16 protein-coding genes and 1 pseudogene are annotated in these 22,567 nt (G+C 34.9%); 12 read left to right on the forward strand and 5 right to left on the reverse strand.

The window, feature by feature from the left end; translation table 11 throughout:
- The 5 genes and pseudogenes from ACQKCJ_RS23735 to ACQKCJ_RS23755 form a co-directional block, all read left to right on the forward strand.
- A pseudogene (locus tag ACQKCJ_RS23735) lies at positions 1-378 on the forward strand (glucosamine-6-phosphate deaminase); the annotation flags it as partial.
- Between the two features lie 159 nt (positions 379-537).
- The gene (locus tag ACQKCJ_RS23740) at positions 538-2,604 is read left to right on the forward strand and encodes a beta-N-acetylhexosaminidase (RefSeq protein WP_271338487.1); all 2,067 of its coding nucleotides are present in this window, start codon (positions 538-540) and stop codon (positions 2,602-2,604) included.
- A 481-nt stretch (positions 2,605-3,085) separates the two neighbouring features.
- Complete coding sequence (locus ACQKCJ_RS23745) at positions 3,086-5,551, forward strand: glycosyl hydrolase family 18 protein (RefSeq protein ID WP_271338486.1); 2,466 nt, start codon at positions 3,086-3,088, stop codon at positions 5,549-5,551.
- Positions 5,552-6,281: 730 nt separating this feature from the next.
- Positions 6,282-7,064, forward strand: coding sequence for a TlpA family protein disulfide reductase (locus ACQKCJ_RS23750; RefSeq protein ID WP_271338485.1), 783 nt, complete (start codon positions 6,282-6,284; stop codon positions 7,062-7,064).
- 225 nt (positions 7,065-7,289) lie between these two features.
- Positions 7,290-8,909: an ABC-F family ATP-binding cassette domain-containing protein gene (locus ACQKCJ_RS23755; RefSeq protein WP_271338484.1), complete on the forward strand. Its 1,620-nt coding sequence runs from the start codon at positions 7,290-7,292 to the stop codon at positions 8,907-8,909.
- Between the two features lie 61 nt (positions 8,910-8,970).
- Here the strand turns inward: ACQKCJ_RS23755 and ACQKCJ_RS23760 are convergent, their stop codons facing one another.
- Both ACQKCJ_RS23760 and ACQKCJ_RS23765 read right to left on the reverse strand, forming a co-directional pair.
- Positions 8,971-9,147: a hypothetical protein gene (locus ACQKCJ_RS23760; RefSeq protein WP_427403073.1), complete on the reverse strand. Its 177-nt coding sequence runs from the start codon at positions 9,145-9,147 to the stop codon at positions 8,971-8,973.
- Positions 9,148-9,552: 405 nt separating this feature from the next.
- Positions 9,553-10,422 (reverse strand): hypothetical protein, encoded by an 870-nt coding sequence (locus ACQKCJ_RS23765; protein WP_427403074.1) that lies wholly within the window; start codon positions 10,420-10,422, stop codon positions 9,553-9,555.
- 216 nt (positions 10,423-10,638) lie between these two features.
- Between ACQKCJ_RS23765 and pyrR the strand changes: the two genes are divergently transcribed.
- From pyrR to ACQKCJ_RS23800, 7 genes are all read left to right on the forward strand, one after another.
- The gene (gene pyrR, locus ACQKCJ_RS23770) at positions 10,639-11,178 is read left to right on the forward strand and encodes a bifunctional pyr operon transcriptional regulator/uracil phosphoribosyltransferase PyrR (protein ID WP_271338481.1); all 540 of its coding nucleotides are present in this window, start codon (positions 10,639-10,641) and stop codon (positions 11,176-11,178) included.
- Positions 11,179-11,269: 91 nt separating this feature from the next.
- On the forward strand, positions 11,270-11,911 hold the full coding sequence (locus ACQKCJ_RS23775; RefSeq protein WP_271338480.1) for a DUF6891 domain-containing protein: 642 nt from the start codon (positions 11,270-11,272) through the stop codon (positions 11,909-11,911).
- 83 nt (positions 11,912-11,994) lie between these two features.
- Positions 11,995-12,921: an aspartate carbamoyltransferase catalytic subunit gene (locus ACQKCJ_RS23780; RefSeq protein ID WP_029273654.1), complete on the forward strand. Its 927-nt coding sequence runs from the start codon at positions 11,995-11,997 to the stop codon at positions 12,919-12,921.
- 262 nt (positions 12,922-13,183) lie between these two features.
- The gene (locus ACQKCJ_RS23785; protein WP_271338479.1) at positions 13,184-13,516 is read left to right on the forward strand and encodes a ribonuclease Z; all 333 of its coding nucleotides are present in this window, start codon (positions 13,184-13,186) and stop codon (positions 13,514-13,516) included.
- 122 nt (positions 13,517-13,638) lie between these two features.
- On the forward strand, positions 13,639-14,544 hold the full coding sequence (locus ACQKCJ_RS23790) for a ribonuclease Z (protein ID WP_271338478.1): 906 nt from the start codon (positions 13,639-13,641) through the stop codon (positions 14,542-14,544).
- Positions 14,545-14,639: 95 nt separating this feature from the next.
- Positions 14,640-15,284, forward strand: coding sequence for a pyridoxamine 5'-phosphate oxidase (gene pdxH, locus ACQKCJ_RS23795; protein WP_427403075.1), 645 nt, complete (start codon positions 14,640-14,642; stop codon positions 15,282-15,284).
- Between the two features lie 219 nt (positions 15,285-15,503).
- Positions 15,504-15,959: a CAP domain-containing protein gene (locus tag ACQKCJ_RS23800; RefSeq protein ID WP_271338476.1), complete on the forward strand. Its 456-nt coding sequence runs from the start codon at positions 15,504-15,506 to the stop codon at positions 15,957-15,959.
- A gap of 174 nt (positions 15,960-16,133) precedes the next feature.
- Here the strand turns inward: ACQKCJ_RS23800 and ACQKCJ_RS23805 are convergent, their stop codons facing one another.
- The 3 genes from ACQKCJ_RS23805 to ACQKCJ_RS23815 all read right to left on the reverse strand — a co-directional run.
- Entirely contained in the window at positions 16,134-18,071 is a 1,938-nt protein-coding gene (locus ACQKCJ_RS23805) for an OmpA family protein (protein ID WP_271338475.1), read from the reverse strand.
- A 12-nt stretch (positions 18,072-18,083) separates the two neighbouring features.
- A complete protein-coding gene (locus tag ACQKCJ_RS23810) occupies positions 18,084-19,001 on the reverse strand; it encodes a PorP/SprF family type IX secretion system membrane protein (RefSeq protein WP_271338474.1) in 918 nt (305 codons plus the stop codon).
- A 156-nt stretch (positions 19,002-19,157) separates the two neighbouring features.
- Positions 19,158-22,567: gliding motility-associated C-terminal domain-containing protein (locus tag ACQKCJ_RS23815; protein WP_427403076.1), on the reverse strand; the 3,410-nt coding region annotated here is incomplete at its 5' end.

Here is a 22,567-nt window from a genome sequence, read left to right on the forward strand (position 1 = left end):
TTTGCAGCAGGAGATCTTGCAGATCCGCACGGAACACATGAAGTTTGTCTGAACGCGATTTTTGCAGCAATGAAAGAATTGAAACCGGAGAAATATATGGATGATTGCTGGCTTTGGTTGTACAGAGGTGCGTGGCATGAATGGGACATTCACGAAATTGATATGGCCGTTCCGCTTTCTCCGTCAGAAGTATTATTGAAACGTCATGCCATTTTGTACCATCAGTCTCAAAAAGACAGGGTAATGTTTCAAGGAAATGACTCCAGAGAATTCTGGGTGAGAGCCGAAGACCGTAACAAAAACACAGCAATTCTATACGATGATTTAGGATTGGCAGAATACGAAGCAATCGAAGCTTTTAAACGTTTTGATTACTAAAATTAAAATATAAGATTCGGGTGAGAGCGGATCACATTGCAAAATTCAGATTGATTTCGTTATGAGAGTGAGGATTCAATAGAAGTCATTCTGAATTTTGTTTCTTTTATCTATTTAATACTGTTATCTCAGGATAACATCTTTTCAAAAACAGTAAAAATGAAATATTTATTAGTCCTACTATTAGCAGGTGTAACATCTAGTGCTCAAATTAAAAAAGAGCAGTTAAATCTTATGCCCTGGCCTCAGAGCGTTGTTGTAAACGACGGAAATTTTGCTTTAAATAAAACTTTTAAAGTAAACATTACCGGAAATCCAAATCCTCGAATTTTTGATGGAGTAACTCGTTTTTTACGTCGCTTAGATGGTAGAACCGGTATGTTTTTCGAGCAGGGTTTTATTACAAAACTAAATGAAGTTCCTAATGCGACACTTCAGATCAACTGTACTAAAGCCGGAAAAATTGGTTTATATGAAGATGAAAGTTATCATCTGGATATCAAAGAAAACCAAATTACAATAAATGCAACCAGCGATTTAGGAGCACTTCACGGGCTTGAAACGTTATTGCAAATGTTGCAAAACACAAATAACTCATTTTATTTTCCAAACTCAAAAGTTTCAGATTTTCCAAGATTTACCTGGAGAGGTTTGATGATTGATGTTTCAAGGCATTTTCAGCCAATCGACGTAATCAAAAGAAATATTGATGCATTGGCGGCAGTGAAAATGAATGTTTTTCACTGGCATTTAGTAGATGATCAGGGGTGGAGAATCGAAATGAAAAAACATCGAAAACTAATTGATGTAGCTTCAGATGGAATGTATTACACACAAGAGGAAATTAAAAATATCGTAAAATATGCTGATGAGCGCGGTATTTTAGTAGTTCCTGAAATAGATGTTCCGGGTCACGGATCTGCGATACTTACGGCTTATCCTGAAATAGGAAGTAAAGTAACGAAATTGACAGGTGGAACTTCTGAAAAAAATATTGAAGGTACAGCGATTGCTACCTATGGAATTGAAAGAAATGCTGGTATTTTTTCGCCAACATTAGATCCTTCAAATCCTAAAACATATCAATTATTAAGTGAAATTTTTGATGAGGTTTGTCCATTATTCCCAGGCGCTTATTTTCATATCGGGGGAGATGAAAACGAAGGTAAAGACTGGGATTCAAACCCAAAAATTCAGGAATTCATGAAGAAGAATAAGTTAGCAACCAATCATGAATTGCAAACTTATTTTACAATGCAATTAGTACCAATGCTTAAAAAACATGGTAAACAATTAATGGGATGGGAAGAGATTTTGACAAAAAACATGTCTAAAGATGCTATCATTCATTCCTGGAGAGGTCCAAATGAAGGAGTTGTTGCAGGGCAGTCATTAGTAGATGCAGTAAAAAAAGGATATAAAACAGTTTTGTCAAACGGGTATTATATCGATTTAATGTATCCGGTTGCAAGTCATTATTTGAATGATCCTATGCCAAAAGGTGCAAACCTGACAACTGAAGAAAAAGCAAGAATATTAGGTGGCGAAGCTACTATGTGGACAGAACTTGTAACGCCTTTGACAATAGATTCAAGACTTTGGCCAAGAACAGCTGCAATTGCTGAAAGACTTTGGTCTGCAGAAGATATTACAGATGTTGCCAATATGCGTAAACGCCTTGATGTAGTTTCATTTAGGTTAGAAGAACTTGGTATTACACATATTCGTAATAAAGCAGTTATTTTAAGAAATATTTCAAACAATCAAAAAATCGATTTATTAGAAGAATTTTCAAATGTGTGTGAGCCATTAAAAGGGTATACACGTAATAAAGGCGGAACAGAATATCAAATGTATTCTCCATTTACACTTTTTGCAGATGTTTGTACGCCAGATGCTAAAGATGCTTTAGCTTTTGATGATGCTGTAACACAATATTTAGCCAATAAATCTCCGGAAAATAAAGCAAAAGTCGCAGCGTTTTTCAACAAGTGGATCGCTGTAAATAAAGGATTAACAGAGTTAAGTGCCAATGCACCTTTAATGCAGCCGCTTTTACCATTGTCTAAAAAATTAAATGATGCATCACAGGAATTGTTGCTTGTTTTAGATAATAAATCAACATTAAACGAAGATGCTCTAAAGAATTTAATCGAGCAATGTAATACAAAAGATCATGCAGATGTTGAATTATCAGTTTATGCAAGTCTTAAAAAATTAATTTAATGAATTTGGTCTGAGTTAGTATTTAGTAAGTTTTTGTTACCCTGATTAGTAATTTATTTATCTCTGCCAAATTTTTTTTGGTAGAGGTAAATATGGTAATGTAAATTATATAAAATGCATTAAATCAAAAAGATAAAATATATAGCCAAAAAGAACTATTAACAATTAAAGCCAAATAATACAGAATAAAAATAAACATGACAAACAAGTAAAGTATTAAAATTGATGAATCCCAAATTTATCTATTCTTAACCTAATTTTTTGAAAAATTAAATAAATATCAATCAGTGCTATTCACTAGTGATTATGGAAGATCAGTAATAGTAATATTTATTTTTAGAAGTAATATGAATTAATTTCCAATGAGTTGTGATTTGTTTGCAATTTATCGAAAGCCAGTTATTGTATTTACATGCTTTTTTAGTACGTAAGGTATCGTGATTGGAATATTTATTTTCTATTAACCAATATTAATTTAATTATGAAACATTATTACAGATTGCTTTTTTTGTTATTGTTTTCCTTATTTGCGTTAGTACAGCCGGTTCATGGCAAAAACACAGTAGGGGATGACGCGCAATGGTCTATTAATACCCGGTATTTTAATATTCCCAGGGTAGATGAAAGTAAGTTGACGCATTTGAATTATTCTTTTTATGAGACAGTTTCTGATCGTGCTTTGGCTAACAAAACATTGGATTTGATGCAAAATTTGCCTGTTGCAAACCTAATTAGCGGAACTGTAAAAAGCGGTTCAACACCGGTTACGGGAGCGAAAGTAGAATTGATCGTGCCCTGGACAGATAATGCCCACGGATGGAAAAGTGTTATAGCGACAACAGATGCTCAGGGAAATTTTAGTTTTGATAATTCAGTTGTGGCGGGTTATACTACTATTTCAAGCCTGAAATTGAACGGCTGGCAGAATAATGACATTATTTATTCTCCAACGAATCTGGCCAATTTTGCAGTGCCAACAACACCGCAGGTTTACAATTTCAATTCAAATTCAGTTGCGCCACAAGTAACAATTACAAGCCCGTCTCTGGCAACTGTAGCCATTGCGCCAGGAACTGCTATTCAGCTCAAAGCAAATGCAAGTTTGACTTTTGCAGATCCTAGTGTAACTATTTCTTCGGTTGTATTTAACATCAACGGACAAAATATTACAGCAACACTTACAGGAACTGAATATGTAGCAAGTTGGACACCAGCTGCAGCAGATTTTAATAAAAATTACACCTTAAAAGCAAGTGCAACAGCTTCAAATAGTCTAACTGCCGAAAACACAAAAGCATTCTATTTGCAATGTTCAGGAACTTCCTGCCCAAATATAGTACCTGAAATTGCATGGATAACACCAGCAGCAACATCAATTAATCAGGCTTCAGGATTTCAGCCCGTTCCGGTTAGCGTAAATGTTACAGATTCAGACGGTACGATTGCAAGTGTTTCAATTAGTATCGACGGAATTTCTTTTCCTATGACAAAAGGAACCGGAAATGCATACAACTATACTTTTACACCAAATGCCTATAAAAATTATGCAATTATAGTAAAAGCAACAGATAATCTTGGCGGAATAAAAACATTCAATCAGACTATTAGTATTATTAGTTCCGCTTTTAATCCATTGCCTGCAAAAGTAATTGTGGGTTATGCCCATGGATGGGATAATGCCAGTGCGCCATTTTTGTATTTCAATCAAATGGGAGATAAGAAATTCAATGTTGTTGTTTACTCTTTTATCGAAACGCTTAACAGAGATGGTTATACGCCAATTTTGGTAGTAAACGAACCAAGGTATATGACAAATGGAGTTTTTAATCCTCAGTTATTAAAGAACGATATCAAATTTCTGAGAGACAAAGGGATTCCGGTTATTGTTTCTATCGGAGGGCAAAATGGTCACGTAGAATTGCAAACCGTAGCTCAAAAAAATACTTTCGTAAACGGGTTAAAAGCTATTGTAGACCAATACAGTTTTGATGGAGTAGATATTGATTTCGAAGGTGGATCAATGAATTTTGGAGCAGGAGCACTTAAGGATTTTTCTTATTCAGCGATTTCAGCCTATCCAAAATTAAAGAATATTGTAGATGCTTTCAAAGAACTAAAAGCAAGTTACGGAAGCGGATTTATCTTAACATCTGCACCGGAAACGTTTTATGTGCAAGTAGGATATTCTGTTTATTCAGATGGAGCAGGTTCATTCCTGCCCGTAATCCACAACTTACGTAACGAATTAGACCTTCTAATGGTGCAATTGTACAACACAGGATCTATAAGTGCTTTAGATAATGTAGCATATTCACAGGCGACACCGGACTTTTTAGTCTCTATGTCAGATATGTTGATGAAAGGATTCAACGTAGCTTCAACAGGATTTTATTTTCCTCCATTGCCACCTTCTAAAATCGTAATCGCGATTCCGGCTTGTGCAGGAGCAGCTCCGGCAGGAGGATATTTAACACCTGAGAAAGGAATTCAGGCATTCAATTATTTAAGATATGGTACAACTTTCTCAGGAAGAGCATACACATTAAAAGGCGGCCCATATCCTGATATGCGCGGAGTGATGACCTGGTCAATCAATTGGGATGCTGCTTGCGGTACAGGGTATCAGTTCTCGAATGCTTATGCGGCATATTTTAATTCGCAATCAGCAGCAAAAAAACTGCCATTAGACAATATAGAAGTCAATAGCGGAACTGTAGCTTATTTTAAGAATGACGCATTATCAGTTACAAATGAAACTCAGGATATCACTCAGGTTGAGGTATTCAACACGATAGGGCAACCATTAGTAAGTCATAAAAATATTCAGAATAATAAAGAAGTAGTGATTCACAATCAAAGTTTTTCGACGAAACAAATATTTATAGTGATAGTAACAGACAAAGCAGGAAATAAAAAGTCATTGAAAGTAATGAACTTTTTAAACTAAAGTTACAAGATGAAAAATTTAGAAATAGAAAAATTGGAACGGTTAAAATTGAGTTTGGTTATTTATTTTTTAATCTAATTTTTATTTCGATTAAATGCTTTGAATTTGGGTGATTTGTTATTTGGTTTTCACCCGTAGGAGAACATTATGAACCTGGCAACTGTATTGCCAGGTTTTTTTTATGGTTTGAATTAGAGTAAAAATAGGAATGATTTTTTTTAGGAGCTATTTCCTGCTATTCGTTTCAATCTTTTATGTTTTTAAAGAAAAAACATAAAAGGATTTCCACTTCTATCAGGGCTATGACATTAGGCTTGATAAGCACATTACTAATATTAACATCTGATTTGTCATCCTGAGTGGAGTCGAAGGCGTACCAATTGGAACGCTGGCTTCGACTCCGCTCAGCCTGACATAGATAAACAATAAAATTCACCCGAAAATGCGCTCCCATTAAAGCACAAACAAACCATAATCTTGTCATTTTAGACGCAGGAGACCTAGCGATAGCTAACAGACGCAGTAAATCACATACGCAAAATCGACATAGCTTTGCGAGGTTTCCAGTGTGATCCTTCCTGCGTCGGGATGACAAAAATGACAATAAAAAATCTGTTTAAATCCGCGTTTTTGCGATAGCGAATCCGTGTCATCCGTGTACCATTTTTTGCGACCAAAATTCATAATAATTTTAAGTACTTTTGAATCCCAATAATTCCATTCAAACTTCATGCAAAAAGCAATCAACATTATAATAGCCTTTTTAATTTTTACTTCAGGTTTCGCTCAATCAAATCATGAAACCCCAGAAGTTGATCCCATTCAAATTCAAAAAAACTTTGCAGATTGGTCAGCATACCAAAGCAAAAGCATAATGCTTTCAAGAGATTTTACAGCATTAGATTCAAATTCAAAAGAAATTTCAAAAGAATCTTTCTTAGATCAATTAGCAAACGGCAACTTCATCCCAATCCGATTAAAATCAGAAGATTCTAAATACTATTATAAACTATTCGAGATTCAGCCCAATTCAGATACAAGTATAAAAGCAACCATCAATCAGATTGGTTTTGACGCGCATAAGAATTTCGAAATGGAAGGAACAGCTTTCCCTAAATTCTCTTTCAAAGATTTAAACGGAAATCTAGTAACAAACGAATCCATTAAAGGAAAAATCATTGTTATAAAATGTTGGTACATTCACTGCACGCCATGCATAAGAGAATTTCCTCAGGTAAATAAATTAGCAGACGAATACAAAGACCGAAAAGACATACTATTTATAAGCCTCGCCGAAGATTCGCCAGAACAATTAAAAACATTTTTAGCCAAAAGACCTTTAAAATATTCGGTAATTCCAAGCATGAAAGTCTATATGAATGAAGCCTTACAACTCAATTCATTTCCAACACATTTTATACTGAACAAAGAAGGAATGATTGCTAAAGTGCTGCCTAATTTCGAAAGTTTAGAAGTGGCTTTGGCAAAAGAAAGCATATTGCAGTCGAATTAATCTCGCAAAGTCGCAAAGTTTTTATTAGGATTGTTTTTAAGTTTAGTTTTGAATAAGCTTTCGACTTCTATTTTGAGATTTATTGCCTTTAAAAATTTCTTTTCTTTGCGCCTTTGCGTCTTTGCGAGAAATTTTCTTCGCATGGTAAAAACTTAGAGCCTTTGCACCTTTGCAACTCTGAACCTTTTTCCGTACTTTTGCACGAAATTAATTAAAAAGACATTCATGTTAACAGTCAATAATTTATCAGTTCAATTTGGCAAACGAATTTTGTTTGACGAAGTAAATACCACATTCACACACGGAAATATTTATGGAGTTATTGGAGCCAATGGTGCTGGAAAATCTACTTTTCTAAAAATCATTTCAGGCGACATTGACCCAACTTCTGGCCACATTCATTTAGAACCGGGAAAGCGTATGTCAGTTTTAACCCAAAATCACAATTTGTTCGACGAGCATACGGTTTTGGAAACTGTTTTGATGGGAAATAAAGTTCTTTATGCTGTTAAAAAAGAAATGGATGAACTTTATTTAGACTACAACGACAAAAATGCAGACAGAATTGGAGAACTTCAGGTTCAGTTCGAAGAAATGAACGGTTGGAACGCAGATTCTGATGCTGCATCGATGTTGTCTAACTTAGGAATCAACGAAGAGCATCATTATACATTAATGGGCGATCTTGAGGGAAAAATTAAGGTTCGTGTGCTTTTGGCACAAGCTCTTTTTGGTAACCCGGATTTGCTTATTATGGATGAGCCTACCAATGATTTGGATTTTGAAACCATCTCATGGTTAGAAAATTTCTTAGCAAATTATGAAAATACAGTAATTGTAGTATCTCACGACCGTCACTTTTTAGATTCAGTTTGTACACATATCTCTGATATTGATTTTGGAAAAATAAATCACTATTCAGGAAACTATACGTTCTGGTACGAGTCTAGCCAATTAGCGGCAAAACAACGTGCACAGCAAAACAAAAAAGCCGAAGAAAAGAAACAGGAATTAGAAGAATTTATTCGTCGTTTTAGCGCGAACGTTGCCAAATCTAAACAAGCAACTTCTCGTAAAAAAATGATTTCTAAATTGAATATTTCAGATATTAAACCTTCAAGCCGTCGTTATCCAGCAATTATTTTTGATCAGGATCGTGAAGCAGGAGATCAGATTTTGAATGTAGAAAATTTAGAAGCTTCTGTAGATGGTGAACTTTTATTTAAAGGAGTTGATCTGAATATGGCAAAAGGCGATAAAATTGTTCTTTTCTCTAAAGATTCACGTGCTACAACAGCATTCTACGAAATTCTGAACAACCAGCAAAAAGCAGACGCAGGAACGTTTGATTGGGGAATTACAACCAATCAAGCTTATTTACCAGCTGAAAACCATTCTTTCTTCGAAAACGATTTGACATTGGTAGACTGGTTACGTCAATACGCAAAAACTGAAGAAGAGCGCGACGAAGTATTTATTAGAGGTTTCTTAGGGAAAATGATTTTCTCAGGAGAAGAAGCTTTAAAAACAAGCCGTGTATTATCAGGAGGAGAAAAAGTACGTTGTATGCTTTCGAGAATGATGATGGAACGTGCTAATATTTTAATGCTTGATGAACCAACGAATCACTTAGATTTAGAGTCGATTACAGCATTTAACAACTCGTTGAAAAACTTCAAAGGATCTGTAATTTTCACCACACATGATCATGAGTTTGCACAAACTGTTGGTAATAGAGTAGTAGAGTTGACACCAAACGGAGCAATCGATCGTTATATGACATTTGATGAATATCTTGACGATGAAAAAGTTCAGGAATTAAGAACAAAAATGTATGCTAAATAAAACATAGCTTTTAAATAGAAAAGAAATCCCGATCGTTTTACCGATCGGGATTTTTTTATGTTTATTTATTACCACCAAAAAGTTTAGCGAATATAAAGATGATTATCGCAATAATAAAGATGACGATAAAGATCCCGAATCCCATTCCGGCTTTAAAGATGTCTCCAATAGCCTCGCAACTTGTAAATGAAAATAGTATTACGAATACCATTAACAAACGTGTACTGTTCTTTTGCATGATTTTGCTGTTTTTAGTTGTTTTAAAAAGAATCTACTATTCTAATTATCGTAGAATAAAATTACTTCAAACATCAAAAAAAGGTGTTATATAATTTGGTTCAAAAGTTCTATGATTTTGACTAAACGACAAATTGAAAATATTAAGGATATTCGAAAAAAAGAGCCATAGGCTCCATCCATATTATAGGGCTGGATTTTAATCCAGTTTACAAGCATAAAAAAAGAAAAACATCAATATATTCCACGTTTAATTTACAGCGTATTTAATTTTGAATATGCACTACACAGTATAGCGTTGTCAAACTTTTTAGCCACGGAAAAGATTTCTGCGCTATCGTTGCGCTTAGACGATTGCTTGGGTTGGTATTTGTATACCTGGTAATCACGTTTGCGAGAACTGTTATTATGACTTAGTAGTATGTTTCTTTAGCCATAAAGTTGCTTCATTTGTATTTTCCCAAATGTATTTAGCAAATTCTGCATAATAGTTTGCCTCGTCTGCGCCGCCCCAACTATAATAGTCAGTGGTGTTAGTAATTGGTTTTTTAGACAGAAGTTTAGTTGCTACAAATTTATTTTGCTTAATTGCCTTTTGGAGTTGTTTATTAGTATTATCCGTTTCTCCTTCTGTTTTGAAAGCGAACAGGGCTCTGTTAAAAAGCGAAAATGTACCATCGTCATCTTTAAACATCGTAGCATATTTTTGGAATTTTTCATTCTCGTCAAGCAGAATAAAATAAAGTAAAAGTTGATCTCTTACTCCTTGGTTGTCATTTTCATTGAGTGCAATTATTTCTTCTGAAATTATTACGGCCTCTTTTGTTTTTCCAATTTTGTAAAGGCAAACAGAGTAGTGATATAGACAACGCATGAAAGGCCGGGTTTCATGGATGTACCAAAATTTCCCTTTATTTCTTTCAAAAAAAGTTTCATTAAAATTTTCCCGGCCTATTTTAATTCCTTTTTCAAAAAAAAGAATTGCAATTTCTTCAACATCTTCGATTGAACCGAGAAATTCATATGCCTCAATACAATTATTGTCAAGTTTTAAAGCTTTTTTTATATTTTGTCTAGCTTTAAAAGTTGGAAGATCGTAAGCTTCATAAACTAAGTTTTGTGCTTGTTCTTGTGAAGTTAATACTTCTTCCGGAAGTGATGGGATCTGCTGATCCATACTTTCCATAAACTTTCTTAGATCTTTTTCTGATTTGAAATCTTGTGAGTTTAAAAATCGATGTAAGTCGGTGATTAATTTATCATGATCTTTATTCATAGGTTAAAAGTAAAAAAGTATTGTTATGTTAAAATAGTTCATTAATTAAAAACAAAATGTAAAAATATTATTTTTTATAAAGTTACAATGTATAGTATAAAATTTATTTAAGCGATAAAAGTTTCTCCAAATCAAAAATAAATATTTCCCCACCCAACACCCCAACAAATAAATTCTGATTTCGTATATTTGCCCAACCAAACATTACACTTAATTATGAGTCAAAAAGTATTACTTAGTTCAAAAGAAGTTACTATTATACTCCATCGTTTGGCTTGTCAGTTAATCGAAAAACACCTTGATTTCTCGGATACTATTTTAGTTGGGATTCAGCCAAGAGGCGTTTTTTTAGCTGAACGTTTAAAACAAATATTAGAAAACGAATATCAGGTTCCTGAAATTTCTTTAGGATATCTGGACATCACTTTTTTTAGAGATGATTTTCGTCGTACTGATAAACCGCTGGAAGCCAATAAAACACAAATAAATTTTATAGTCGAAAACAAGAAAGTCATTTTTATCGATGATGTATTGTTTACCGGACGAAGCATACGTTCTGCTTTGACTGCAATTCAATCTTTTGGGCGACCATCAGAAATCGAATTGTTGGTGTTAATCGACAGACGTTTTAGCCGTAATTTACCTATTCAGCCCGATTATCGCGGCCGTCAGGTAGATGCAATTAATGACGAAAAAGTAAAAGTAAGCTGGAAAGAGAATGAAGGCGAAGATGCGGTTTACCTCATAACGAATTAGTTTAATCGGTTAATTGTTTAATCGCAAAAACGAGACAATTAAACAATCAAACAAATAAACGCTTAAACAATCAACGATTAAACAAAAAAACATGACAGAGAATGAAGTTTTTATTTATGAATCGATTTTTAATCAGGTCAGAATGGGATTTCTTTCACTTGATGAGATTCAGGAAAACATCTTAGAAGAAATTGAAGACAACGAATTTGCAGATGAAATCTCAGAAGAATGGGCTTTTGACAAAATAAGAGAAGAATACCAAAAATTAGTCGCAGAAAGTAAACAATGGAAAAGCCCAACAGATACTGAAAGGCTAATAAAAGCGTTTGATGAATTGGGTGATGAAAACATCGTCGCACTTCACAACGCAGGTTACACCACAACCGATGGTGAATATGAAGTGGTTGAGGTTGAAAGAGAACTTCAGGAAAACGAAGTAGAGTCTGATGGTTATTGTTTTTATCACGAACAAGATTTGGCGAGAGCAATTGCAATCGAAAATCCAAGTTTGTTTATCGCTTTTCAAAAAGTAGATAATTCTGATGATGCAACGACAATAGAAGTAGGGAAAGTAGTGGCTGAAGTTTTAATAAACAACGATTTTAAAATAATTTGGAATGGCTCTGCTAAAACTAAAATCGAAATTCCGGGTTTCAGATGGCAAAAGATTTTTGATGAAGATGCAAGAGATCTCCAGGATTACAGTGAAGTTGTAGACAGAATGGTTCAATAAGCAGCTTCTCTTTTTAGAAGCATTGAAAGACTGAGTGTTTCAGAAATTCATGAATTTGACAAATAAATATTAAAGAAATAAAAATGAAAGAATTAAGCGTAAATCATTTATTAGGAATAAAATACATCAATGAGAATGATATTAACCTGATTTTTGAAACTGCCGATCATTTTAAAGAAGTCATTAACAGACCTATTAAAAAAGTTCCTTCATTACGAGATATAACCATTGCCAATATTTTCTTTGAAAATAGTACCAGAACAAAACTTTCGTTCGAGTTGGCACAAAAACGATTATCTGCTGATGTTATCAGTTTTTCGGCAGCTCAGTCTTCGGTTAAAAAAGGAGAAACCCTGATCGATACAGTAAACAATATTCTTTCCATGAAAGTAGACATGGTTGTAATGCGCCACTCCAATCCCGGAGCGGCTTATTTTTTGTCCAAAAATGTCAAAGCCAGTATTGTAAACGCCGGAGACGGTGCACACGAACATCCTACTCAAGCTTTGCTTGACAGTTATTCAATAAGAGAAAAATTAGGTGATGTAGCCGGAAAAAAAGTAGTTATTGTAGGTGATATTCTGCATTCAAGAGTAGCCTTATCTAACATTTACGCTTTACAAATGCAAGGTGCCGAAGTAAAAGTTTGCGGACCAAAAACATTGATCCCAAGATATATCGAATCACTTGGTGTTACAGTTGAACCCAATCTAAGAAAAGCTTTGGAATGGTGCGACGTAGCCAATATGCTTCGTGTACAAAACGAACGTATGGATGTGAACTTCTTCCCATCAACACGTGAATACGCACAACAATACGGAGTCGATAAACCTTTATTAGATTCTCTTGGAAAAGAAATCGTCATCATGCACCCGGGACCAATCAACAGAGGAGTAGAGATCACTTCTGAAGTTGCAGATTCCGATCATTCAGTGATTTTGAATCAGGTAGAGAATGGTGTTGCAATCAGAATGGCGGTGATTTATTTATTGGCGTCTAAGATTCAGTAAGTTTAGTTTACAGTTTCGGTCTCAGTCTGCAGTGTCAATGACAGGCTTATAAACGGCTGTCACCCTGAGCGAAGTCGAAGGGCGCACCAATAGGAACGGGCTTCGACTTCGCTCAGCCTGACAAAATTGAGAATGAAAACTGAAAACAGCGACTGCGATTGAAAACTGAAATCACAAAGTTTAAAAAACTGAAAACTGACACTGCGACTGAAAACTAAAAAAATTGTACCTTAGCTTCTCAATAGCGCCTATAAATTAGAAGATGAAAGTAGATCAAAAAGGACATACCGTTACGATTAAAGATACACAGGGAGATTTTAATGCTTTTCTGGAAAAAGTAACGCAGCAATTTAAAACCTTTGAAAAACAAAATATTATAATCGATTTATCAGCAGATGCAGGTTTGACTGAAAAAGATTTGAAACTTTTTTTACCACTTGTAAAACAGCAAAAAAAAGCCAAAAAGTCGTTTGTAATTGTAGTCGCTGATCTTGACTTTAATGCTATTTCAGAAAAATTAATCGTGGTTCCGTCGGTTTTAGAGGCGCACGATATAATTGAAATGGATGAAATTGAAAGAGACCTCGGTTTTTAAAAAATGATCAATAGTTTAGCTGTTTAATCGGTTAGTCGTTCAGCTGTTTAATCAATTTGCGATTCAACCAAGTACCAATTTTACGATTACACAGTTAACCACATAAACGAATAAACATAAAATTGAAACTTACCATACTTGGCTGTTATGCCGCAACTCCCAGAACTATTACCAACCCAACTTCGCAGGTTTTAGAAATCAAGAACAGATTGTTTTTAATTGATTGTGGCGAAGGAACTCAGGTACAATTGCGTAAAAACAAGATTAAATTTTCAAAAATTAATCACATTTTTATTTCGCATTTGCACGGTGATCACTTTTTTGGACTAATTGGAACCATCTCGACTTTTGCACTTTTAGGACGTACTACGGATCTTCATATTTATGGTCCAAAAGGAGTAAAGGAAATCATTAATTTACAACTTAGATTATCCAATTCCTGGACGACTTATGAGTTGTTCTTTCATGAATTAGAATCAAAAGAAAGCGAAGTTATTTTTGAAGATAACAGAGTAATTGTAAAAACTATTCCGTTAAAACATCGTGTATATACGAACGGATTTTTATTTCAGGAAAAACCCGGAGAAAGAAAACTGAATGTTGATGCAGTTCAGCAATATGATATTCATACTGCTTATTATCAAAAAATAAAGAATGGCGGAGATGTTACGCTTGACGACGGAACTGTAATTGAAAATGAGAAATTATCTTTTGATCCAATTCCAGCAATGAGTTATGCATTTTGTTCTGATACTGTTTATCATGAAGACATTTTACCGATTATAAAAGATGTTGACGTGTTGTATCATGAATCAACTTTTTTAGAATCAGAAGCTCCTCTGGCTTTTAAAACATTGCATTCAACAGCCAAAGAAGCAGCCAGAATTGCATTGAAAGCAAATGCAAAACAATTGGTTCTGGGACATTATTCTACAAGATATGATGGTATTGAACGCTTTAAAGAAGAAGCCGAAGAAATCTTTCCAAATGTACTTTTAGGAGACGACGGAAGAAGTTTTGAGTTTTAATCTCAGTTTCTATACGGAGGCTTTGGAACTAAGTTTTCGAAAAAGTTAGACTCAACAATCTAAAATCTAAAATCAACAATCTAAAATTAGCAATCATGAATGATTTAAGCAATTATAGAAAATCTTACGAGAAAAGTGAATTACTGGAAGCTAATATTCCAGAAGATCCTATTAATCTTTTTAACCGATGGTTTCATGAGGTAGAAGATTTTGGTGTAAAAGGAGAAGTAAATGCCATGACCGTTTCGACCATTGGATTGGACAGTTTCCCAAAATCAAGAGTAGTTTTATTAAAGAAATTTTCTGAAGAAGGTTTTATTTTCTATACCAATTATGATTCAGAGAAAGGAAAAGCAATCGCTGCAAATCCGCACGTTTGTTTGTCTTTCTTTTGGCAGGAAATGGAACGTCAGGTGATTATAAAAGGTATTGCACAAAAAACATCTGAGAATATTTCTGATGGATATTTTGATTCTCGTCCTGATGGAAGTAAGTTGGGCGCAATTGTTTCGCATCAGAGCGAAGTGATTCCTTCAAGGACTTTCCTGGAAGATAATTTGAAGAAATTAGAAAAAGAATTTGAAGGAAAGCCAATCCCGAGACCTGCAAATTGGGGCGGCTATTTAGTAACTCCATTAGAGGTAGAATTTTGGCAGGGAAGACCAAATAGGTTGCACGACAGGATTCGTTATCAAAGTCAATCTGATTTCTCCTGGAAGATTGAACGACTTTCTTCTTAGTTTGTAGGATTTTTATATTTAATAATTGAATAATTATGTATTTCGTCGATTAATTTTGCAGTTTGCCGATAAATTGAATATGTTTGAATAAGAAAAACAAGACAATTTATTTAAAAATATAATTTAAGGAATTTGCCCCAACATTTACTTTAATTTTAACTGCTATTGATTATGAAAAAGATTATGTGTGCCATGATGTTCGTTGTAATATTTATTACAATGAACTCATGCTCTGCAGATAGTGCCGAGGGAAGCAATAATAGTACTACTACTGAAGCTCTGATAACAAACTACTCCTATAATGATTCAGAGTTAGAAACCATGAAACTTATTAATGACTATCGTTTAAGTATTGGTTTGAATGCATTAGAAAAAATAAATCATATTTCGTTTAAATGTGAAGAGCATAATAAATACATGATTGCAAATAATGTTGTTGATCATAATGATTTTACCTCACGTTCTAATAATATTGTTAGTGTTTTAGGAGCTAAAAAAGTAGGCGAAAATGTAGCTTATAATTATAAAACTTCTGAAGCAGCTGTTAGAGCATGGTTAGATAGCCCTGGACATAAAGAAAATATCGAGGGAGATTTTACTCATTTTGGTTTGTCAGTAACAACTGATCCAAAAACAGGAAAAAAATACTATACGAATATATTTGCTAAAATTTAAAATATTATTGGACTGGTTGGTTTTTAGTGGTCGTTGTAAATCTATGATTTGCAACGACTTTTTTTATTAGAAAAAATCCCAAAATAAAAATTCCAAATTTCAATAATGTATGCATTTACATTATTGAAATTTGGAATTAAATAATATTGGAATTTAATTAATAACATTAGATTTTTAAAGTCCTGTAATAATAAATTCGCTTCTTCTGTTCATTTGGTGTTCTTCTTCAGTACATTGTACTCCGTCAGAACAACCGTTTACAAGTTGAGTTTCTCCATATCCTTTTCCTGTTAATCGGTTTTTGGCCACACCGTTTTTGATCAGCCATGCAATCGTCGATTTTGCTCTTCGGTCTGATAAAGCCTGATTGTACTGATTTGTAGCCCTGCTATCGGTATGGGAACGGATATCGAGTTTCATCGTTGGATTGTTGTTTAATACATCAAGGATTTTCTCCAGGTCGAGTGCTGCTTCGGTTCTTATGTTTGATTTATCCAAATCGAAATAAATCATTTTGATGCCAAAACATTTTCCCAGATCATCCCCAATGGTCACCTTGCAGGTTGATTTTTCCAGAGCAATAGGAAGACTTGTTTTTCCGGTTAGTTTTCCAATAGTCACGCTGACTTCTTTGGTTGTGTACTCTTGTTTCTCGGCCCTAACGTTATAGGTTTTCCCACATTCAACAGCAAAAGTATAGTAGCCGCCTGCATCAGCAATTGAGGTATTTTTGAGGATTGTACCTTCGTATAAAGTAACTTTTGTTCCCGCCAGAATTGCGCCCGTATTAAGATCTGTAATAATGCCTTCTAATGTCTGAACACATTGCAGTTTTCTGGTTTCCAAAAATTTGTAGATATCATCAGAACCCTGACCCCCATCTTTATTAGAGCTGAAATAACCTCTTCGCGAAGCCGGATCTATGATATAGGCAAAATCATCTTTGGGAGAATTCACATCGGCTCCCACGTTCTGAATATTGCTGATGGTTCCGTTGTCCTCAATTTTACCCACAAATACATCAAGTCCCCCAAGTCCGGGATGTCCGTCTGATGCAAAATAAATTTCGTTTTCGCTTGTGACATATGGAAATGTTTCCTTGCCTTCGGTATTGATGGTATTGCCTAGATTCTCAGGAGTACCATAACCTCCGTTATTATTGATGCTGACTTTATAAATATCAGATTGTCCTAACGTTCCGGGCATATCAGATGCAAAATACAAGGTCTTTTCATCCGGACTCAGGGCAGGATGCGCCGTGCTGTAATTATCACTATCGAAAGGAAGCTCTGTAATGTTGGTCCATTTGCCGTTTTCCTGGGTCGCCTTGTATATTTTGACTAAAGTAATTTTGTTTTCATCTTTTCCTTTTTTGCCGTTTACATAATTGTTTCGGGTAAAATAAACTGTTTTTCCGTCTTTGGTAAAAGCCGGTGAAGCTTCATGGAATTTGGTATTGATCGAAGTTTTGAACTTGTTTACCTTCGAGGCTGTGCCTGTTGCAGGATCTACATCTGCAAAATACAAATTGGTAAAATATTCATTGGTCCATTTGTGTTTGCGCTGCGAGAAGTTTCCGGTATCCCTGGCCGAGGCAAAGTATACCTTGTTGTCGTATACAAAGGATCCGTAATCGGAATACTTGGAGTTAATTCCGGCATCTTCAATTTTATAACGTCCTGAATTGGCTTTGATCTGATCCAGGTAATTGACATCTTCTTTGTATAATTTTCCCCTGTTGTCATTTTTGAATTTGGCATTGAACTCTGCTAGAATTTTGTTGGCCTTATCGGTTTGTCCTGTTGATTTCAACGATTGCGCATATCGGTAGTAATACTCCGGTTCCACACTTGTATTCATGGCAAACAATTCTGTGTACCATTTTGCAGCACCGTCAAAGTCGGAATTAAAGTAATAGGAATTTCCGAGTTTTTTAAACATGTCTTCGGATTTGTATCCTTTCTCAGCTACACGCTCATAGGTTTTTATGGCATCGATATAAGCATAGTTGGCATATTTTTTATCACCGGCCGCTACTTTGGATTGTTGGGCATAACTGTCAAATGAAAAAACAATTATAAGGGTCAGGCAAAGGAATATATAATTTTTCATAGTCATTTATTTTTAGAAGAAACGTGGTGTTGTCATTTTACCGTTGTTTTTGAAGAATTCATAACGCAGGAATATCTCATGTGATCCTGAGTTATAATTTTGCAGTCTGGTGGTTTCACGGTCGTAACCGTAACCTATGTACAAACCATCTGTGACCTGAAAGCCTACCATCGCACTTACCGCGGCGCTCCATCTGTAAGCTGCACCTACAACAAATTTATCGATGAACATAAAGTTGGCCGAGATATCGACCTGAAGTGGTGCCCCTTCGACCATTTTACCCAATACAGCAGGTTTGAACTTGACGTATTGGTATTTATCAAGATCAAATACATATCCTGCAATTAAATAATAATTGATTTTATCTTTATAAATGGCCACATCATTATCATCATACCGATTGGTTTCAATAAAATTAGGAACTGATAATCCGATGTAGGCTTTATCAGAATGCCAGTAAACCCCGGCTCCAATATTAGGCTTGAAGACATTATCGAGATTCTGGAATTGTGGATCTCCCTGATCGGCAGGATTTAATTTACTCACATCGAGGTTGAATAAATTACCTGTGGCTTTTATACCAAAGGAAAGTTTAAAATCTGCCGATGTCTGAACGGTATACGAAAGATCAACCGAAAGATTGTTCTCATTGGTAGGACCAATTTTATCATTGATTAATGAGATACCAACTCCCAGATTACTGTTGTTAATTGGGCTGTTAACCGAGAAACTGCTGGTCTCGGGAGCTCCGTCGAGTCCAACCCATTGGGTACGATATAAACCAAAAATACTCAAAGCCCCTCGCGATCCTGCATAAGCCGGATTTATGGTTATGGTGTTGTACATGTATTGCGTGAATTGTGCATCTTGCTGTGCATAACTGGCAATGGTTACAAACATAATGACGAAGAAAAATAATTTTGTTCTCATAGTAGATTATTTTTATTATTACTATTGATTTTTTCTATTAATTAAAATCCTAAAAAAAGTCAATTCATTTGTATATTCAAAAATAAGGATTTTTTCTATTAATTATTTGTAAATATATTTTTATGTATTTGTTATACAGTGATTTATTGATTCTTGTTATTTTGATATATATAAATATCCATCTTTCTTGTTGTTCTGAAGTACATTATTTCCATCTAATGATTTATAATTAATAATGTAGAAATAAGTTCCCGTTGGCAGTCCGTCAGATTGCTTAACAGTTGTTCTGCCTCTTGATGTTCCGTCGAAAGCGTTGGAGGTATTATTATAATTATCAGTTTCAAAAACCAATATTCCCCAACGATTATATATTTCTACATTGTTTTCAGGATAACAAGTTGTATCATCAATATTATCTATTTTGAAAAAATCATTTATTCCGTCGCCATTAGGAGAGAAAGCATTGTTTACCACAACATTTCCGCAGGCTAATACTTTACAGTCATCATTTACTTCCATACTAAGTACAATACTTCTAGAACAATTTTGATCAGCGATTCTATATTCAAAAGTATAACTACCAAGCGCTAAGCCCAATGCATTAAAAGTGTTTCCTTGTATGGTATTGCTATTAGTAGAATCAACCCAAACTCCTGTTGTTGGTGTGTTCTCCGGTAACAGTTTAAGTAAGTCAATAAGGGTTGAATCATCATTACAAGCTTTGCTGACAATATTTATTATTCCATTTGGAACGACAGTTATTGTAATAGTCGCTGTAGAACAATTTCCTGAATTTAATTTGTCGCAAATCTGATAACTATAAGTGTAAGTTCCTGCTGGAGTTAAACCCGATACATTTACATTTCCTAAAGCATCAAAAGTGATGTTCGGATTTGTTTTTGTTCCGTTATTAGTTTCATTTAATAATGTAAAGTTTACCAATTCTAACGACGCTTTGGTGATACCTTTAAAGTCATTGATCAAAACGTTTCCTACTAACCCAAATGTATTACAGCCAATATTATTATAAACATCATTTACAGCAAGTACGGGAGTAGGAGGTGCAGGATCGACAATAGTAATAGTTACAGTTGCAGTATCACAGTTTGAAGTCTCATCAGCCTCACAAATTTGATATACTAATGTCAAAATACCGGTTGGTGCATTTGGTAAAACATTTACTGAACCACCAGGATTAAGTTGTAAAAACTCATTAGGTGTTACTGTTTTTATAATAACATCAGAAGCAGTTACAACAACGCCTTCAAGTGTGTCATTTACCAATACATTTAAAACACTTGATGTTGTAGTAGTCGATCTGGCAATTGGACCACCAGTATCATCGTTAGCAACAATATCAGAATATGTTTTACAATTAACTCCAAAGTCTGCATCTAGATGTACTAAATCTTCAGGTGTTATTGTTACAATATATCCGCTTGCGCCTCCGGTAGTACTACAAACAGTATGCTTTTGTATTTTATTGGTTATTTTTTTGCCTGTAATTGTTGGAAGAACTTTTACCAAACCTGTAGCTCCTAAGGCCGAAGCAACAGCATCCAGATTAGCATCTTTTACTAATTTAATAGTATAATCTCCATAGGGATTAGCAGTATCTGGTCTGTCTCTCCAGTATCCGGTAAGACCTACAATTACTTCTTCGTGATATCCGTTAGGACCATCAATAATAACATTAGAACTCAGAGCATTTCCGAAACCACCGGCATTTAATTCACCTACATTCGAGGGTCCCGTGTAGCTTCCATCCCCATTTAAGTCAATCCATTCCCATTGGCTGTAATCAATAGCTCCATTGCTGTCAGGAATGTTTTTGGTTACAACACCGTCATTATTGGCATCGTACCATTCATCCTGTACTCCGTTTCCATTCGTATCATACCAAACATAATCACCTAAAACAGGAAGATTTGATTTTTCGTATTCAAAATTATGTTGTTGAATTTTACAGTCTTCCAGTGTTGTAAAGAATAAACTTGAATCTACAGGATACAATTGATATGCACTATTAAGATTAGCATCCTGAACTTGTACTACATAACTTCCGGCAGACATACCTGAGAAATTATAAAGCCCATCAGCACCAGTTATACGTAATAAAACAGGACCGGTAGTAGTACCTTGAGGAATCAAAGTAACGGGTACATTTGCAATTGGTGTATTAGTATCTTTGTTGATTATTTGCCCGGATATTTTAACGGTATAACTTGGTTGAGTAATTACAACCGTTGCAGTCGCTGAACAAGTTTCGTTTCCGGCATTTACCGATGATGTTGCTGTAAGTGTATAGGTTCCTGCCGGTAAATTTGAATTACTGACAACTTCATTGTTTTCATTTCTAATAATTACAGTAGATCCAGGACTATTAGTAACTAAGATCAAACCATCTTTTCCTCCAAAACAAGTTACATTAGAAACAACACCTGTTACTGAAACTTTATTTTCGACAGTAAACGTTTGTTTTAGTTCCGTTTTATTTCCGGCACAATCTGTTAAAGTATAAGTTCTGGTTAATATATATGCATTCCCATCGCAACCATTTCCTCCATTATTAGAATCGCTTACTGTGATGTTTACAGTAGTGCTGCAATTATCAAGAGCATCTTTTATATCATTTGGACTACCAGCCGGAATCGCAGCAATACTTTGCAAATTAGCAATATCAGACGGAGTTGTTCCTGTAGGGGCAGTCGTGTCTCTAACGGTTACAATTTGAGTGTAAGATGTTGTATTTCCACCACAATCACTAGTAGTCCATTTGCGTGTTAAAGTATAATTAGAAGCACACTCGTTTACGATATTGCTTTTAGTTTCTGTGAAAACAATTGGTAAATTACCATTGCAATTATCAGAAGCCTCCATATTTGCAGGTTCAGGAACAGCATCACAAGAAACTGTAATGTCAGAAGGAAGATCACCAATAAATGTTGGAGCAGAAGTATCCTGTACTGTAATCACTTGCGTGAAAGTATCAGAAATATTTCCGCAATCGTCTTTAACAGTCCATGTGTTGGTATAAGTTCCTGCATTCGAACAATCAGCCGAAGCGACAAACAAACCACTTATTTTAGTGATATCCGAAACATCACTATCACATAAATCAGAAGCTGTTGGGAATAATGCTTGCGCCGAAATTAAAGCCGTTGCATCGCTGCATTCAATAGTTTTATTTAAAGAAGCGATTTCAGTTGACCATGTTGGAGCAGTAGTATCTTGTATCGTAATCACTTGCGTGAAAATATCAGAAATATTTCCGCAATCGTCTTTAGCAGTCCATGTGTTGGTGTAAGTTCCAGCATTCGAACAACCAGCAGAGGCTACAAACAAACCACTTATTTTAGTGATATTCGAAACATCAGCATCACATAAATCAGAAGCCGTTGGTAACAATGCTTGCGCCGAAATTAAGGCTGCAGCATCACTGCATTCTATAGTTTTGTTTAAAGAAGCAATTTCAGTTGACCATGTTGGAGCAGAAGTATCTTGTATCGTAATCACTTGCGTGAAAATATCAGAAATATTTCCGCAATCGTCTTTAGCAGTCCATG

Source organism: Flavobacterium sp. NPDC079362 (assembly GCF_050267765.1).
GTDB classification, from domain to species: domain Bacteria; phylum Bacteroidota; class Bacteroidia; order Flavobacteriales; family Flavobacteriaceae; genus Flavobacterium; species Flavobacterium azizsancarii.

Excerpts from the sequence above, each read along its gene's own strand:
- ACQKCJ_RS23750 (WP_271338485.1), top strand. The coding sequence starts at position 6,282 with ATGCAAAAAGCAATCAACATTATAATAGCCTTTTTAATTTTTACTTCA.
- pyrR (WP_271338481.1), top strand. The coding sequence starts at position 10,639 with ATGAGTCAAAAAGTATTACTTAGTTCAAAAGAAGTTACTATTATACTC.
- ACQKCJ_RS23775 (WP_271338480.1), top strand. The coding sequence starts at position 11,270 with ATGACAGAGAATGAAGTTTTTATTTATGAATCGATTTTTAATCAGGTC.
- ACQKCJ_RS23780 (WP_029273654.1), top strand. The coding sequence starts at position 11,995 with ATGAAAGAATTAAGCGTAAATCATTTATTAGGAATAAAATACATCAAT.
- ACQKCJ_RS23805 (WP_271338475.1), bottom strand. The coding sequence starts at position 18,071 with ATGAAAAATTATATATTCCTTTGCCTGACCCTTATAATTGTTTTTTCA.
- ACQKCJ_RS23765 (WP_427403074.1), bottom strand. The coding sequence starts at position 10,422 with ATGAATAAAGATCATGATAAATTAATCACCGACTTACATCGATTTTTA.
- pdxH (WP_427403075.1), top strand. The coding sequence starts at position 14,640 with ATGAATGATTTAAGCAATTATAGAAAATCTTACGAGAAAAGTGAATTA.
- ACQKCJ_RS23800 (WP_271338476.1), top strand. The coding sequence starts at position 15,504 with ATGAACTCATGCTCTGCAGATAGTGCCGAGGGAAGCAATAATAGTACT.
- ACQKCJ_RS23760 (WP_427403073.1), bottom strand. The coding sequence starts at position 9,147 with ATGCAAAAGAACAGTACACGTTTGTTAATGGTATTCGTAATACTATTT.
- ACQKCJ_RS23810 (WP_271338474.1), bottom strand. The coding sequence starts at position 19,001 with ATGAGAACAAAATTATTTTTCTTCGTCATTATGTTTGTAACCATTGCC.
- ACQKCJ_RS23755 (WP_271338484.1), top strand. The coding sequence starts at position 7,290 with ATGTTAACAGTCAATAATTTATCAGTTCAATTTGGCAAACGAATTTTG.
- ACQKCJ_RS23785 (WP_271338479.1), top strand. The coding sequence starts at position 13,184 with ATGAAAGTAGATCAAAAAGGACATACCGTTACGATTAAAGATACACAG.
- ACQKCJ_RS23745 (WP_271338486.1), top strand. The coding sequence starts at position 3,086 with ATGAAACATTATTACAGATTGCTTTTTTTGTTATTGTTTTCCTTATTT.
- ACQKCJ_RS23740 (WP_271338487.1), top strand. The coding sequence starts at position 538 with ATGAAATATTTATTAGTCCTACTATTAGCAGGTGTAACATCTAGTGCT.